Raw genomic sequence first — 18,074 nt, 5'->3', positions numbered from 1 at the left:
TTTCATATGATCACTAATAATTTGAAGGTCCAACTTGTACAGGCTGGTTATTGGCATCTGGGTCTTTTATACTAGCCCCCACTCCACCATAATTGCCCGGATAATTCAGGCGTATATAATTTCTTACAATAGCTACATAATGATCGTATGCCACCGGATGCTGGCCTGTAAAACGATTACCTTCTGGAAACTCTGTTACGGTTGTCCCAGTCAATGGATCGTATAAAGCATCCAGAATCAGCTTATACTTGGTTTTTGTCCAGGATCCAAAATTGGCTGAATATCCTGCAAAAGGGTTTCCTGTTAAAGTGCCCCAGCTGGCTGGTTGCTGTATATAAGTCAGATTTACGGTAACTTCCTGTTGACTGGTAATTCCTGTTCCCGGGAAAGCTGCGTTTTTATTGATGGCCAGTTTAAATTTCAAACCTTTTGTTTCCAGTTCAGGTGTACGGTACACCGCTACCGGTACCGTTGCTTTAAAAGCGTTTGCCGGTATTTTTACATCCGATAACAATTTGAAATGTACCCCCTCTACTGCTTCAAATTCCGCTGACTTTATGTTTTCAATAGAGATCGCGCGTTCAGTACCTGCCGCATTTCCAAAAACATTGATCGGAATCTGAATGGTATCGATCAGCTTACGGGGAAATTTTGCGAATGAATAATAAAAGTTAGGACTAGCTGTGCCAAAATAAAGGCCATCACTTTCCTCAAACAATTGCGGTTGTTTTTCGCATCCCATAAAAAATGGGATAAAGACAAGGAAGAATAAATATGCGGGATATGGTTTCATGCTTTTCTGATATTTAATGAATTAATGATTGTATTCTACTTCCTTATCCGGAACTGGAAAAACGTAGGCTCCCTGAGGTACAATAACCGTAGTCCCTGTTACCGCTGCCAGATCTTTATTGAGGCGTTTATAATAGAAGAAAGTCTGGCCTTCCTGAATGAATTCCTTCTTATACTCTTTCATGATCTCATTAGACAGTGTAGCCTCGTCGGTAATGGTGGTTAGCATTAATTCGCTTAAGCCTCTGCTCGTTCTTACCTTATTCAGGAAAGACAGCCCTGTACCAATATTACCTTCCATCCCTGAAGATTCTGCAGCGATGTAATACATTTCGGAGATGCGTAGAATGGGCATAATATTTTGCAACACATAAGGTAAACCCTTATCCTGAAACAGCTTAGAAGGCACATTTAACCCAGCAGTATTGTTATCAAACCAGGATAAAAGCCGATAATCATTAACACTCCCGGTATTGCCGGTATAGAGGGCGTTCTTATTTGTGGCAGCCAGTTGAAGCGCAGCGGTCTGTAAATCAAACAGCCCGGTGTTTATCGTGGTTAAAGTTGTGCTGTATACAGAAAACACCAACTCCTGAGAAAATAAACGATCTCTGGTTATCTTTCCCGAATTCGCTAGATTCTCTGTAACCAGGGGAAATTTCCCACTTGCAATTACTGCCGCAGCATTGGCTTTTGCATTCACAAAATCACCTTTATACTGATAGGCTCTGGCCAATAACGCCTGTGTAGCCCAATAATTCATATGATTTTGTGTATAAGAACTGAATAAATCGTACGAACCCTTTTTTATAGCAGAAGTATCCGTTTGCGCCAACAAAGATTTTGCTTTTTGAAGATCCGAGATGCAGGAATCCAAAGCCACATTTAAGGTGACAAAAGCAGTTGGCTGAATGTTAAACTTAGTGATATAAGGGATTGATTTTTGGTTGGCACCTGTTACCGGCGACTGGCCAAATAAACGGGCCAGATCAAAGTGAAACAATGCCCTGAGTGCCAAAGCCTCTCCTTTTAGCCGGTTATAGTTATCGCGGCTAAAGACGCCACGCTTACCTTCTATATGGATCAGCAGGTTATTTAAATTGGCAATATTATTATACATCCCACTCCAGATCCCTTCAATTTCTGTTTTTACAATCCCATCTGTATAGTTGTATCGGGAGGTATTTGCATAAAAACCATTTTTTGCCGTTGAGGTAGTGGCATTTGTATAGTTATAGCCCATTACCGAAAGCATCCCAACCGTTAAATCTTCGGTGTATAGTCCCTGTGTCGGACCATTATTTGCTTTGTCCATCCCCAGATAAACACCCGTCAGGGCATCCATAAATCCTTGTTCATCGCTAAACAAGGTCTCTTGCGGGAATTTATCTCTTGGTGGTAAGTCCAGGAATTTCCCACAGCCGCTAATGGCTAATAAGGAAAATGAAAACAATACAACACAGCTGTAAGTCAACAAAGTGCGAGCGGTATTTTTTTGCAGAACGGTCTGATTATTCATATTAGAAAACATAGCATTAGAAATTAGTGGATAAGCCAAAACTGAAACTTCTGGTAAAGGGATAGCCCGTACCTCTTTCTACTCTAATGGTACCCAAACGGGCAAAATTATTTTGAGTCACCATGATACGTGGTGCAGAAAGATGCGATGCTTTAACCCATTTTAGGTTTGCAGGAAAATTATACCCAACGGTGATGCTGGAAATGTCCAGAAAATCATTTTTTTGTACAAAACGAGAGGTGGCTAAGGTCTGTTGTAAACCACTATCCCCTTTTGTTACTAATGATTTAAAGGAAGCATGGTCACCTGGTTGTTTCCAACGGTCAGTCAATACCCGCTGATCAGCATTCGCAATTAATAGATTTACATTCTCCACCTTATCCACCAGGGTTTGGTTATACATATAGCCACCAAACTGGTAAACCAGGTTGAAATTCAGCACAAAATTCTTATAGGTAAAGTTGGATGACAGTCCGCCTTTGAATTTACTATTGGCATCTCCAATTGGTCGTTTATCCAGTGCATCCCAGGTAAAAGTCCGGCTACCGTCCAATTTCTCAAATACTTCCTTCCCGGTGGCCGGATCGATCCCTAAGGAAGGAACCGCCCAGATTCTGGTCATGGATTCTCCGACTACAAAGCGTGGCAATGGTGATTTTTGAGAAATCTTTGGATCATTAGTACTGTTATTGGCTTTATTAATGGCATCAATTGCTGGCGATAACCTGGTAATTACACTATTGTAATGTCCGGTATTAAAACTCATCGTCCAGAATATATTCTTTGCCGCATTTTTTATAATCGGTGCTGAAATCACCAATTCGTAGCCCTCATTTTTAGTTCCCCCCAGGTTATCCTGGTAGTTTACAAAACCTGTAGAAGGCGCCACATCTAAGGGTAAAATCAGATTATCGGTAGTTTCCTGGTATAATTCTACAGAAGCATTTAATTTCCCATCCAATAAGCCCAATGATAAGCCTAAGTTTTTCTTCAATGTTTGCTGCCATTTCAGATCGGGATTGGCATAGTTACCTAACAAAGCGCCTAGCTGCAAACGATAATTATTGGTAAAGCTGTACTGATAGATCTGCTGCGACATCCCGGGCGAAAAGTTCTGATTACCGGTAATCCCCATACTTGCCCTTAATTTTGCAGATTGAATAAAGCGGTTGGGCTTGAAGAAGTTTTCCTTTGTAATGTTCCAGGCTAGCCCTCCTCCATAAAACGGGGCCATTTTATTGTTGGTACCGAACTGAGAAGAACCACTTTGGTTGATGGTAAATTCAGCCGTATAGCGGTCCGCATAATTATAACTCAAACTCAAATAGTTAGACAAACTCTTGGATAGGTTTTTCTGTGAAACCGGCTTACGGTTTGAAATCCCAAACCCATTTGCCATCCCTAATTCGTCCAGATAATCATTTGGAATTCCCACCACTCCAATCTGAGTACTGGTACTGGAAGTGCTTTGCAAGGAACCTCCCAGAGACGCTAATAAGGTATGTCGGCCAAATCGTTTGTTGTAATTCGCATTAATTTTACCATCAATTACATTGTTGGTTCCTTTCATCTGTGAATAGCTACCTAATTCCGGGAATGGAGAAAGAGAACCTACAAATGTGGTATGGTCTGCCGGGTAGAAGGTCTCGGAATTAGGCATATTTCTGGTCCAGCCTAAACTTCCTCTGATTTGAAAATTATCTGAAATCGCCCATTCCGCGTTGGTGTTGTTCGTTATATTTAAAGTAGCGGCATAACTCCTGGTATTTAAGGTAGAATTGTACATCGGATTGGTAAACGATCCACCCGGTGCAGGTATATCGAAGCCCAATTCATTATTGTAAGGCTCTAATAGCTTAATTAAATTCCCCGAATCATCTTTATGCCTGAAATAGGGAAACTGCTGCGTGTAACTGGAGAAACTTCCCCAGGAGGTGTTGTTTCCTTTGGAATAACCGAGGGAAATGCGGTTATCAAAACGCAATTTTTTAACCGTATAAGAAAGGTTATAATTTAGAGAATAACGTTTGCGGCCTGATTCTTTCATCACCCCTTCCGAATCATTGTATCCCAAACTCAGTCCATAGCGCAATGCGCCTGCTCCACCGGTTAAAGACAAACTATGGTTTACGCCAAAACCTACTTGCAATGGTTGTGAAGGCCAATAGGTATTCACGCCTCTTTTTACCTGGTCTAAACGATAACCGTACCATTGTTTTTTTCCGATATCGATGAACTGATTTTCATCATTGTACATACCCGACAGGCGTTGGGCTTCTAGTAATCCGGCAGCATCCATTAAATTATAGGAAGATAAATCAGGCAGTTCAATATTAAAATTCACGGCATAACTGGCCCTGATTTTACCGGCAAGGGGTTGCTTGGTCTCGACCACAATTACACCATTTGCGGCTTTTGAACCGTAAGCAACCGTTGCAGCGGCATCTTTTAATACGGTAATGTTAGCGATCAGATTAATATCCATATCATAGATGGTCTGCATGGTGGTCTGAAATCCATCTAAAATGATCAGGGGTTCGTTAGGGTTAGCCAGATAACTGGACATCATATCCCCATTCGATACCGGTGTTGCAGAAGTCCCGTTTTGACTGGACACCGGAAAATTGTTCTGTCCACGAATCTGAATAACTGGCAATTGATTGGGATCACTTCCCAGAATATTGTTTTCACTTAACCTCACCGAGGGATCAAGAACTGCCAGAGCCTGCATCACATTTCGTGGATTCACCGTTTTCAATTCCTCCCCGGTATACGCTTTTGCAGATCCGGTAAAATTCCCGACCGGCCTCTTGTATAAACCGGTATTTACCGTTACTTCCGCTAAAGTTGTCGTAGAACTTTTCAAAATCACGGAGATCGTATGCTGTCCAGGGTTTAATGTAATGTAAGCGGCTTTATAGCTGACAAATGAAACCCGTATGGTTGCTTTTGGGGTAACGTTCTTCAATTCAAAACTTCCATCAGCTTTGGTTTGGGTGACATTATTAGCTCCCATTTGCTGTACAATTGCGCCGGGTATAGACTCTCCTTTTTCATCTTTCACCGTACCTTTAAGGGTGATGTTTTGGGCAAAAAGTACTGTTGACACTAAATTCATCAGGAGAAAGAATAAAACTCCTTTAGGAAGGTATCTATTGTTTAATATTTTATAACTGCTGTTCATCTTGTGGTGTATCGAACTATTTTTGAAATCCAATGTTTAGTTAAAATTATTCTGGCTTCACAAACACATACGTTGCATTTCCGACTACCGGGATTCTGGTAAATGGCAAGGAAGCGAATGGGATATTTTTCCTTTTGAAATAGAAGAACGACTGTCCCTCACCCATAAATTCTTTCAGGTATTCTTTGCCGATTTCAACCTTCAGACTGTCTCTCTTCAATGCCGAAAGGCTGTATTTCTGTAGATTTCGATGAACCCTTACCGAGTCCAGTAATGCGGTCGCAGTAAGCGAGTCCCTATTGTTCACTGCACATTCAGCTGCGATGTAATACATTTCTGTAAGACGGATCATTGGAAAAGCAGATTTAGCACCCAGGGGGAAAAACTTCTTCGGCATATAAAGTGGTCCATTCGCAAAACCGGTTAAAGGATCGACAAATGATTTTCGCCAGTCTACCGTTGATCCGCTTCCTGCCACATATAATTCGGTTTGAGCTATGCTCGAAAATCCCAGGTTAACCTGCTCGCCAAACACTGTTTTATGAAGCGGGCCATTCTGTTGTACCAATAAGCCAAATAAACTCTCCTTGATAAAAAGCAAATCCGTATTATTTTTAGCCAGTATAAACCTTTTACTATTGATGACTTCGTAGGCGTATTTTTGCGCATTCTCCTGGTCATTTTTATACAAATACAACCTGGATAACAAGGCTTTGACCGCCCAGTGATTAATTTGAACCGTACTGGCTTCTGATGGATTCAACAGACTTTCGGCAGTTTTCAAATCTCCGATACATTGTTCCATCACCTGATCAAGGTTACTAACTGGTGTTTGACTGGTACCTACAGTAGTTACATAAGGAATTCCTGTAGCAGTTAATGTTCCTGAAGCCGGGGCTGCAGCAAATAACCGCAGCAAATCAAAATGCAAATAAGCTCTGAGTGCCAAGGCCTCTCCTTTGAAAGTCTGGTAATTATTGCCGGTAAACATCTCCTTCCTTTTTTCTATATTCAAGAGCAGATTATTCAGATTGGAAATGGCCTGATACATTTTAGTCCAGAGGTCGGAAGCGTAATTTTTCAGACCTGGATCCTGTAGGTTATATAACGCAGTCTGGTTATACAGGTTGTCGGATGATGGGTTCACATTTAGGTCATAACTTCTTCCCAGGACCGACAAAACGCCAACGGTTAGGTCTCTTCCATAAAGTGATTTTGCACCCATTTGCAGGTACACTCCATTTAAGACTTCACGAAAACCTTGTTCCTTAGCAAAAATGATGGAGTCGTCCACTTGTAAAGGTTCCGGGGTATCATTGATCCATTTTTTACAGGACCCTGTACTCAGCAGTAAAAACAATCCTGCTGCAGCTATTATTTTCATTCTTAAAACTTGCATGAAAGTATTTTTTAGCATTTAAAAATTTGCATTAAGGGAGAAGGCATAATAGCGCTGGAAGGGATAATAAATTCCACGTTCCATCTCTGCGCCACCCAATTCGAAGGCGTTGTTCAGGATACATTTTAGCGACAGATTTTTCGCATTAATTCGTTTCGCCAAAGTTTTAGGCAAGGCATAGCCGAACATAATGGAAGCACATTGCAGCCTGTTATCCTTTTCTACCATCCTGGTGGTCACATATGTTGGGTCAGTAAGCAATCCATTTGGGGAGAGCGGCTTATATAGGAAGTCGGTGCCATTTGGCTGAGTCCAGCGCTGCTGGTAGGCACGGCGGTCAACATTATAAAGGAGATCGGCATTCTCAATTCGATCCACCAAAGTTTGATTGTACACACTGGCACCCAACTGGTAGCTGAAATAGATACCCGCTGAAAACTGCTTAAAACTAAGGTCTGTACCAAATGATCCCTGTAAAGCCGGAGACAGATCTCCTGCCAGAACTTTATCATTTACGTCCCAAATCGTTGTACTGGAACCATCCTTCTTCATGAAAATCTCTTTTCCGCTTACCGGATCAATTCCCAGGGAAGGCACCGCCCAGATTGAAGTAGGTGAATATCCTTTTAAATACTGTGACTGTAATCTGGTCTGATCGCCTTTGGCATCCCGTTCAGCATTTAAAGCCAGTAAATAAGGGGAAAGTTCTGTTACCTTATCTTTGTTCCAAAGACCGTTCAGATTGATGCTCCAGCTGAGGTTATTACCCGGCGATTTATACAATACGCCCATCACATTAAATTCTGCTCCCCTATTTTCAAGGCTACCAGCGTTTTGATAAGGAGGGAATTTACTCAAGCCGGTTGAAGCTGCAAGCACCTCCGGAAATACCAGTTTCGAAGTTTTCTGTTGATAGAGATCAAAACTCAGTGACCATCTGTTGAACAAGGAGATATCCAGACCTATATTCTGTTTGAAAGTTTGTGGTGACTGTAATTTACTATTGCCATAACCCGTTAAATAAGCACCTAAAGCTCGTCCCAATGTTCCGGTCGTTCCAGCCCCAAGAGCGATGTATTGCAGGTTGGTATAATAGTTATACGTGGTTCTATTCAGATAAGACAAAAAATACTGGTTGCCGGTCTGGCCAATACTTCCCCTTAATTTTAAACGATTAATCCATTTTGTATCCTGGAGGAAACTTTCCTCATGTACATTCCAGGAGGCTCCAACAGCCCAGAATTTAGCACTGGTATTTTGAGCAATCGCAGAATGTAAATCATTTGCTCCGGATAAATCTAACTGGTAACGCCCCGCATAACTGTAAACGAAGTTGGCATAGCTGGATGCATAACGCGTTACGATTTTTCCTGCAGCAGGCTTTAAAGTGGAATAGCCATTACCAAATGACATATCCGCCAATCGGTCAACATTGAATCCTGAAACGCTTATTCCAGTAGATTCACTGGAGGTTTGGATGAAAGTCTGACCGGCTGTTCCGAAAACTTCATGCAAACCAAACTTATTGTGGTATTGTAAACGAAGTCCAGCCTCTACATTAAAGAAGGAATTTGAAGTGTATTTATACAGACCTCTGGTAAATAAACTATCAATTGGGACATTAGCAAACGTAGTATGATTAGGAGGCAGGAAGTAATCAAATTCATCAGACTGGTTACTCAGGCTTGCAATACCATTCAACTGCAGATTATTGGTCAATACCAGATTCATATTGGTCACATTCGCAATTCTGGAATATTTAGCAGCATCAGTGGTTGCCAGACTTGTATTGTATGCCGGATTCATATAATTGCTGATGACCCCGCCAACTGTATCTGAGCCTAAAATCTTTTGAAACTTACCCGTTTCCGCATCGTAAGGACTCCAATAGGGATTCTGTTTCACATAGGTATTATAGGAACCATAGGCTGAATTTGCCGCATTTGCAGAGAGGTAAGAAAATTGATTGTTGAAAGAAAATGATTTGAAACGAGCACCAAAGTAAGCCCCCAGTTCAGTGGTCTTTCTATAGGATCCTTTCATACTCCCCTGTTTATCATTGTAAGCAGCGGTTACATTATAGACCATGTCATCATTCCCACCAGACAGGTTCAGGGAATGTCTCATTCCAATCCCCTTACGTAAAGGCAGTTCCAGCCAATTGGTATTTACTCCTTTATGATGAGCCTGGTCATATCGCTGCTGATAAAGAGAATTTAAATTGCCCGCGTATAGTCCTGCCCTATTTTCGATATCCAATTTCTCTTTGGCATTCAACACTTTATAAGAGGAAATATCAGCTGAAGCAATTTGCAGTTCTGATGTAATCCCTACATTTAAAAGTCCTCTTTGAGGTTTTATGGTTTGAATCAACAGGACACCGTTCCCTCCCCTCATCCCATAACTGGCAGTCGCAGATGCATCTTTGAGCACAGTAACACTGTGAACCCTGCTGATGTCAAAATCCAGTGCCGTTTGCAGACTCACCTGATTCCCGTCCATCAGGATAACCGGACTTCCTGCTGAAAATATGTTGGATGCAACGAAGTCTCCTGAAGAAGGACTTTGTTGAACTCCTGATTTTGGTGTTCCGCTAGAAGAAACTGCAGCCGCATAAGGAAAAGTACTTGCTCCCCTTAAGCTGATGTTCGGAAGGGCATTGGGATTTCCACCATTGCGATTATCTCTGGATACCACAAGCGATGGTACATAATATTTTAAGGCATCAAATAAGTTATTGACATTTACTTTGCGTAGATCTTCTCCGCTTACAGTAACCGCAGCTCCTGAGAACAAAGTACCTGGTCTGTTATACAAACCTGTGCTGACTATAGAACCATCAGTGGGTATCGTGCTTTTTTGGAGAAACACGGAGATCGTCCCCTTATTCAGTTTTTTCACTAATCCATAATATCCAGGTTTACTCAGCAGGACTACAGAGTCTTTTCCAATGTTTTCAAAAATTGCAATCCCCCCATAGGTATATTTTGTTTGTATCCCGATTACTGCTCTAACGCTATCCAGTAAGGTCAGGTTGTCCATATCCTTAATACTAAGAATGACCTCCTGATTCTGATAGGCAGTGTCTACAATTTTTTTTGCAATTTTTGGATTTTGCTTTTGAGCAAAACTTGTTTGAGGACTCAGGTAAATACTTACCAAAGTGAACAAGCCAAACACTTTTAGTTTCATTGATTAGTTAGGTTGGTATAGGTTAGTTTGAATAGGTTTTGAAACACTATTGAAATACCAAAAATATAGTACCGGAAAGGGATATGGAATGGAGAATCTAGGGAAATGACTGGATTATACTTTGAAAAAAGCAGGACAAAATCAGCAGTCCGCTTGGAATCGAATATGCTTAGAAGCAAAAAGAGCAGTACCTGTTCAGGTACTGCTCTATATTTCACTGTAAACTCTCAGTGTAATCAATTCCTTACACTTTTGGTCAATTGATTATACTTTATAATATTGTTCCCAACCTTTACGCGGCGGCGGACCAGTCAATAATCCATTGGCCGTTTTATTGTTGGTGATTACTTTTCTTTTACGGTCAAATTCCAGATTTGTATTTAGCTTTTGTGCGAGTACTCCTAAGCAGAATACCTGACTCAATGGACCTGCTATTGCAAATGGTGACCTTGCTTTTTCTTCTCCTTTACAAGCCTGAATGAAATTCTTGAAATGGTTGGAAGGACTCAGTGGAACTTCCGGAAGCGATTTGGCCATCGCCATTGCCATTGCTTTTTCTTCGGGAATAATTGATAAGGTGCTGCCATGCGAACCTCCTTTAAAAGTAAGCTCTTTGCTATAGATAATCTTTCCTGGGTTTAATTTTGCAGGGGCAATTACACCTGTGCTTGGTGGCGGGATATTCGGATCTAAACCAGAAACGCCATATCCTTTTGGAATGGGTGGTAAATTATTAATACCATCGTACCAGTTCACATCTAATGCAGGCATCGCTCCTCTCTTAGGAAATTTAAAGGCCAAAGTAGAAGAGGTTGGGAAAAAGAAATCATTATGTCCCTGTAAAACCGGATTGATCTGATAAGGTAAACCCAAATCCAGGAATTCGTGTGCGGTATCCAGAATATGTGCGCCCCAATCGCCTAAAGCCCCCATTCCAAAATCATACCAGCAGCGCCATTGTCCGTTCACGAAATCTTTGTTGTACTGATGGCCTGTTGTGGCCATTTGCCATAGATCCCAATCCAGGCTATCCGGTAAAGTCTGGGCAGCAGGGAAAGATTTGATGTTGATGTCCCAGCCATGCCAACGCCTTGGGGAATTCATGTGGGCCGTGATGGAGGTTACATCCTTAATGATACCCGCTTCTTTCCATGTTTTAAACTGGAAATAATTGGCTTCAGAATGTCCCTGATTACCCATTTGCGTCACTACCTTATTGTATTTTTTAGCCGCTTTCATCATCAGCTCTACTTCATTGAAAGTACGGGCCATTGGTTTTTCTACATATACATGTTTCCCTAAGCCCATCGCCATCATCGTGATCGGGAAATGGGAGAAATCAGGTACACCAACTGTTACCGCATCAATCTGATTGCCCATCTGGTCCAACATCTGTCTGAAATCCTTAAAACGTGGCACATTAGGGAATTGCTTAAGAATCGCCAATGTTTGTGCCGCTCCCATATCAACATCGCAGAGGGCAACAATATTTACCAGTCCGGTTTTATATAAATCGATGATGATCTCTGCGCCCCGGTTTCCTATTCCGATCCCTGCAAGGTTTACCCTTTCATTAGGACTGGCAAATTTAATATCTCCTTTACCCATCCCCATGAGCAGTCCCGGACTCAGCGCTGCCGCTGCAGATAACAGCATGCTTTGCTTTAAAAAGTGTCTTCTTGAAAATTCGTTTGTGTTCATTTTTAGCTGTGTTATTGCATTTATATTTGGTTGTATTTAGGCGAGCATTAGTACTATTTATGCTGTCATAAGATACTAATTTCAGTGTTTGATTTAACCCGAATTTTCAGAGATTCTCCAGCTTTCAATTTTACTTTCGGCCATTTTAAAAATGCAGTATAATCCAATGGCTTTTTAGCCTGGTTTTCTGATTCCGCCATCAGCGATACCTCTGCATCATACATAGTTGGATTGCTCAGCTGAATAATTGTTCCAGCTGAATTTGCAGACTGAATCTCTGCCTTTACATGGTCAAAAACATAGAGCTTTTGCTGATCCGTATTCAGGTAAATGCCAGGCAATTCCAAAGCCATCAACATCCCATTGGTTTCTGTCCAGGAATTACGTGTATTTATGTAATTTCCTATGCTATTTTTACCTTCCGCATCACTCAGCTGAATCCTTTCCATAGAAGAACCCATCTGACCGTTAGTGGTGGGGTGCCCTGGCATATTGACCGCTTCTGCATGTGCATGCTGGATGTCTCTGATCAAATCAGCATAACCAATTTTACCTGTAGCGCGGAATAATTTAAAGAGGTAATCACCCGAAGCGGTACAAATCCCAGGAGCGGCATGTTTGTTCTGGATGCTTGCCCATATCGCGCCTGCCATATTACTTTTCAGCTTCCCGATCGCACTGTTTTCGGGAAATACCGGATCGTAGGAAAATGTCCAGCTAGAACCTAATGCAGCCTGAACTTCGGCTTTATCCAGCCATTCTTTCTGCCCTGTATAATAGTACAATGCCATCAGGGATTCCAAAAAACCAAATGCAGATTCGGAGTCCGCATCCTGCGAGATGTCACCACAATGGCCACCTGTTAAACCTTGACTTTCTACATCACGTTTGTAATAAAACCTGGCTGCCTCCTGAGCCACTTTCATCCATTCTTTGTTTTTAAAATAATCGGAAGCCATGGCCAGACCTGCAGGGACAATCGCACCAGCCGTGGAATTAAAGACCGCAATTTCTCCGGTTTCCGGAGCGATAAACTGCCCGAATTCTCCATCCTTTTTCCAGTTGCGAACAAAGGCTGCCGCCAGCTTTTCTGCGGCATTTTCCCATGTTGCTTTAACGTTGCTAGCATAGCCCTGTGCTTTTAACAATTGGATATGTTTCATCAGCCATAACAACACATCCGCATTCTTCCTGACCATAGCCTGAACAGGTTTAAAGTTTGCGTTCATCTTCTCCGGTCTTAAGACACCATCGGCTGTAATTCCGCCATAAAAATATCCGCTTTTCCCTTGTAGTTTCTCGACCACAAAATCCAGTTCTCTACTCACTCTTTCCCGTTCTATCTTATCGTTAAGGGCCAACATTGGGTAGGTATTCATCATGCCACTCACCCATCCCAGTTGAAAATCTCTATTGTTTTCGGGCATATAATAAGCACCTGCAGGAACTTCAATAAAATTCCCTTTACATATTGCTGTAGCGGCTTCGAATAATTTACTCATGGGTAAAATATTCCTTGGGTTGTTAGTTCCGGAAAGCTCCTTGCGGACCTCCATAAATTTCTTTAACACATCTGGAATATTCGAAGCATTGAAAACATAGATCCTAAATACCAGGTTCAGCTCATCACCGGCTTTCCAATCTGGAGCTACATCATTACTCAAATGAAAATCACCAAATCCTGCAGCCAATTTCCGAACAGCAGGTGCAGTGATGCTGAAAGCGGCGCTATCTTTTCTTTTATTCTCCCTAATCGTTAATCCGTTATTGCCGACTCTACTCTGCTGCGTTGTCAATACAATAAATCCTTTCTTTTCCTTTTCTGAAAAGAAACACATGGCTGGCGTGGCTGCATTTCCGGTTTGCAGTTCAATTAAGGAAGCTTCTCCTTCCAGATTAGAAAGTCGGGGGTTATTGGAAATAGTTAATGGAACTTTGGGATTATAATACATATCCATAGGATATGGAGGATCGTAACTATTTCCGATGGAGCGGTAACGGTTTCCGTTATACACCGAAGCAGGCACCAGCACATAGTTTTTAGGATTCCAGTTGCTAAAATCAAAAGAGACTGAAACAGCAGAGGCTTTAGCCGTACCGTTATGGAGCTGAAATGAAGTAGCAAGTTCCATGACTTCCGAACGTCCTGAAACCGGAGCTGCCTGAACCTGCAATCGCCAATCACCTGTTTTTGTATGTAACGAATTGCCATGGAACACTTTTTCTGCGCGCAGTTCAGTGCCATTGAATTCTTTTAGAGAACAGGTTAAGGCGCCATTTAACTGCTTTAAAAATTGGTTCAGTGATTTCTGGGACTCCTGTGCTGAGGCCTGCATTCCATTGCAGAGGGCTATAAGCCCGATACAAACCAGGCTAAAATTTATCTTCCTCATCTTTAATCTTGCTGTTTTATGGTAAACCAGCTGAATCCTCCAGCAGGAATACTCAAATTAATGATCGTTTCTTGTTTTTCATTCAGTGTCAAACTGCTTTGCTCTCCGCTCTGATCTGTTAACATAGCTTTCCCTTTGATTCCGGTATAATACAAAGGCAGTTTCATCTGTTTAGAAATGGCCTTATCGATTGGGTTAAAGACCACCAACATCCCCTTTTCATCCAGCTCTGGATTAACATGGAGCATGGCATCCAGATCTCTTCCCGTTGGACGGGAGATGTGGATGATGTCTGAGGTTAAGATTGCCCGGTATTTCTTGAACCAATCCAGCCATTTCTTTAGCATAGCCTTGGTTTCGGGCGTATCGTAAAGGCGGTTGCCACGAACTGTAAACTGACAGCCACTGGCCAGATGTTGAAACAAGGCAAGTTCATAACGCGCTATATTTTCGGCAAGGGGCTCTAAACCTACCCTCGGATCATTGGTATAAAAACCCACCAATTGCAAAGACATCCAGCCCATAGTTGGTGTTTTATGCCAGGTGCCATCATAGATATATTGGCGTCCTAATAACAATTGTTGTTGTGGTGTTAAGTTGGCACTGGCTTCGCGATAGCCCATTCCTGTGGCAGATTGCCCGTTCAGAAAATACCAGTCCGGAATTGGCACATACATATTTCTGCGCTGCAATTCATGAAGCACACGTACCTGTTGTTTCCATTGTTGCCATTGAGAATCGTATAAATTATGGTGGTATTTATGGTTGGTGGCGGCACATACATCTCCATGATATGGCCCATCCATATTGTAGGTCATTAGTCCGGTTTTATCGAAAAACTCCCACATTTTTGTGTAGTAGTCGTCCTGCCAATCACTGGCGATACACACGCTTTGTCCGAATAAACTCCCAGGTTTCTGACTTACCGGATCAATACAATCGTATTGCGCTCCCCTACCTCTTGAGGCCACTTGTAATTCATATCCACCCAATACAATTCCCTTGTTTTTTGCATAAGCAGCGATGTCTTTCCATAAAGCAACATAGTTTGTATCCAGGTTATCATGAGCAATTCCAGGCCAGGCCATAATGTCTAATCTTTCGAAACCCAGCTCTCCCATTTGATCCATGAAAGCTTTCAGCTTTGGCTTGTCATGAGAAGTAATGCCCGCGGTAATTAAAGATTCCGTAATCTGTGGCGCTAGTTTCCTATAGAATTTACGGTGTGCCAGACTTTGGCGCTCGCGGTCGTCATCGTCCTGCAGCAACTCAAAAGTGGTAAAGGAAGTAAATTGCGTATTGCTTTTCAAGGTTTCGGAGGGTCCCATTGGCACTCTGCTGACCAATAGATTATGGTGTGGGAAGCCCAGAAACTTATCCTCTGCCTGATTGTGTGATGCCCAGGTATGGTAATCCTCATCTATCCTCCAGGCAGTGGTACTTTCGCCCGTCTGATAAGCAGGTGGCGCTTCCTTATAATGCATCAAGGCACCTCCTGCTCTATCCGCATTGGCCAGTGCAAAAGAGTAATCGCTTTCCATATGAATGCGTTTTACCTGATCCTGATTGATGGCTAAAACCTCTGTTTCTGTTTCCCTGACTACAAATGAAGTACCGGTATTATTTGAGATCGTTAGCCATTTGGCGATGACCGGCATCCCTTCATACAATTCGTAATGAACGGTCACCTGAACTTTATCTTTCCAGTTGTTTTTATTACGGGGTGCCTGATAATGCATTAACACATGGAGCCCTTTTGGCGGCCAATCAGCATGAACGGCATTGTACTTTTGTTGCCATGGATAACGGGCTACAGGTTTGGTCACCTCAATACCTGTAAAACGAAAAGCCGCAGGTTCGGCAATTAGATCCGGATACCAGCTTTCCATGAGGTAAGATTTCTCTGCTTGCCCGCTTAGTCCTCCGATATCGTACCAGGTGCTGTCCAGCATGATCCTGGCTTCCGGTTTTATGGCCCTTAAAAATTGGGCATCATTGGATTCATTTTTAAAGCCTACGCAAGCCAGGTTTTCAGCAATATAAAACTCCCTGCTCAACAGGCCATTGGTTAGCAATAGTTTTGCGGACAACTGACCGGCATTTTTCTGCATTAACAATTGCACCGGGCTAGTTACTTTTTCAAGCAGCCAATCTTTTGAATTTAAGCTGGCTACTGGAAATTCGCTTACCTTAATGATGGCCTTGTTTTTTTCCAGGGCAGTCATCAATGTCCGCTGTGCTTCTGTTGCTTCCTTTTGTTTTTTTGCCAGTTGCTGCCCGTTAAACAACAAGTGTTTCGCAGGATCAAATTTCAATTTATTTAAGGTACTTAACCTGATTTCGTAAACTAAGCCATCAAAATAATGTTGTTTTCCCAAGGCCCCGATAGAGAAATTATGGGCAATAGTTTTGGCAGCTGGTTGTTTATCCAGCACCTTTTTCCCATTGGCAAATGCGGATACCGATTTGCCATCATCAACTAAAGCGATATGAATCCATTCTCCTGGATTTACTTTGGCAATTGCTATAGCGGCTTCTTTTCCATCACTGATCAATACCCATTGGTCTGCCTGTTGCATCAGCACGTAACCTGCTTTATCATCACCATAAGCCATTGCCGCGCTACTTTTCTCCTTCCCTTGTTGTCCCCGCTGGCGACTGTTTGCCTGAAACCATCCCTCCAATACAAATGGTAGATTTAGCTTATTGAAATTTCCGGAGATACTATAACTGCCCTGGTCTTTAAATGAAATGGAGCCTTCTCCGTTTAACTTTTTATCGGCAGGTGCATCGGCAAAAAAGACCGCCTGACCGTTCTTCTTCAGGTCATTTCCTTTTCCGGATTGATCTTTTAGCATATCTGGAGCCGTAGCATAAGTGATGGCGCCTGAACGCCCCATATTGTAATGGGCCTGGACCAGCTGTTGGGCATTAGCCCTGCCAACCGAAAATAGAAAAACCACAAGCAACAGCTGAACTGTGGCCTGATTAACTTTCTTGAAATAAGACATTAAAAACGTTTCTAAAATAGAGTTTGAAGATGTGATTTATTTGCCGATAGCGTATTGAATACCACCTAATAAGTGTTTCAGGTAATTCGATTCCACATAAGATTCTTCGGTATGTCCTAGTTCAGTATACCAGGAACGTCCGCCATCATAATTGTGGTACCAGGCCATAGGATGTGGATCTCCATTGATACCTCCGGTATATGATTTCTCATCAATCGTAATCAATACTTTCAGGTCTTTGTTAATGTCTTTGAAATTGTACCATTCATCTTTACGTTTCCAAACTTCAGGAAGGTGTTTTGTAGAGATATGGCTACGGTCGATCACATTTAAAGTTGCCATTTGCTGTGCTGGGTGGCTTACAAAATAAGCGCCTACCAGTTTTCCATACCAGGGCCAGTTGTACTCTGTATCTGTAGCGGCATGAACTCCAACAAATCCGGCACCTCCCTGAATATACTTTTCAAAACTTGCTTTCTGAGCCGCATTAAATACATCACCAGTGGTGGATAAGAAAACTACAGCAGCATATTTCTTTAATCCTTCAGGGCTAAAAAAAGCGGCATTTTCTGTCGTATCGACTAGAAATCCGTTTTCCTTTCCCAATTTCATAATGGCCAGTTTTCCGGCTCCTATGGCACTATGTCTAAAGCCCGTGGTTTTAGAAAAGACCAGAATTCGTGGTTTTACAGGACTAATATTGGCGTCACAACTCATTAATGACACCGTGAAGAAACACAAGAATAAAATTAACTTTCTCATTGTATGTATATTTTTAATCCCGAAGAACGCTCATCTATTTCCAGCACAAATTGCAAGGAATGGAAGATGAGCGTTTGATCAGGTTTTTTTAAATAGTTTTATAAATTGAAATGGCTTTGAT

General features: G+C 42.1%; 9 protein-coding genes. All 9 read right to left on the bottom strand.

Translation table 11 applies throughout. The annotated features are described in order from the left end of the window. Positions 1-13 precede the first annotated feature (13 nt). Positions 14-793: a DUF4843 domain-containing protein gene (locus R2S10_RS00810; protein ID WP_182952668.1), complete on the bottom strand. Its 780-nt coding sequence runs from the start codon at positions 791-793 to the stop codon at positions 14-16. A gap of 21 nt (positions 794-814) precedes the next feature. Further along, the gene (locus R2S10_RS00805; RefSeq protein WP_182952667.1) at positions 815-2,311 is read right to left on the bottom strand and encodes a RagB/SusD family nutrient uptake outer membrane protein; all 1,497 of its coding nucleotides are present in this window, start codon (positions 2,309-2,311) and stop codon (positions 815-817) included. A 16-nt stretch (positions 2,312-2,327) separates the two neighbouring features. Then, a complete protein-coding gene (locus tag R2S10_RS00800) occupies positions 2,328-5,429 on the bottom strand; it encodes a SusC/RagA family TonB-linked outer membrane protein (protein WP_316838522.1) in 3,102 nt (1,033 codons plus the stop codon). Between the two features lie 112 nt (positions 5,430-5,541). Continuing rightward, positions 5,542-6,894, bottom strand: a complete 1,353-nt coding sequence (locus R2S10_RS00795; RefSeq protein ID WP_316838521.1) for a RagB/SusD family nutrient uptake outer membrane protein — start codon at positions 6,892-6,894, stop codon at positions 5,542-5,544. An 18-nt stretch (positions 6,895-6,912) separates the two neighbouring features. Then, positions 6,913-10,086, bottom strand: coding sequence for a SusC/RagA family TonB-linked outer membrane protein (locus R2S10_RS00790; protein WP_316838520.1), 3,174 nt, complete (start codon positions 10,084-10,086; stop codon positions 6,913-6,915). Between the two features lie 264 nt (positions 10,087-10,350). After that, positions 10,351-11,787, bottom strand: coding sequence for a Gfo/Idh/MocA family oxidoreductase (locus R2S10_RS00785; protein ID WP_316838519.1), 1,437 nt, complete (start codon positions 11,785-11,787; stop codon positions 10,351-10,353). 65 nt (positions 11,788-11,852) lie between these two features. After that, entirely contained in the window at positions 11,853-14,180 is a 2,328-nt protein-coding gene (locus R2S10_RS00780) for a hypothetical protein (RefSeq protein WP_316838518.1), read from the bottom strand. A gap of 2 nt (positions 14,181-14,182) precedes the next feature. Beyond that, positions 14,183-17,191 (bottom strand): LamG-like jellyroll fold domain-containing protein, encoded by a 3,009-nt coding sequence (locus R2S10_RS00775; RefSeq protein WP_316838517.1) that lies wholly within the window; start codon positions 17,189-17,191, stop codon positions 14,183-14,185. Positions 17,192-17,227: 36 nt separating this feature from the next. Further along, on the bottom strand, positions 17,228-17,953 hold the full coding sequence (locus tag R2S10_RS00770) for a ThuA domain-containing protein (RefSeq protein ID WP_316838516.1): 726 nt from the start codon (positions 17,951-17,953) through the stop codon (positions 17,228-17,230). Positions 17,954-18,074 lie beyond the last annotated feature (121 nt).

The sequence above is a fragment of the Pedobacter gandavensis genome (genome assembly GCF_032678745.1).
In the GTDB taxonomy this organism is placed as follows: Bacteria; Bacteroidota; Bacteroidia; order Sphingobacteriales; family Sphingobacteriaceae; genus Pedobacter; species Pedobacter gandavensis_C.
This window is presented reverse-complemented; position numbering and strand designations above follow the sequence as displayed.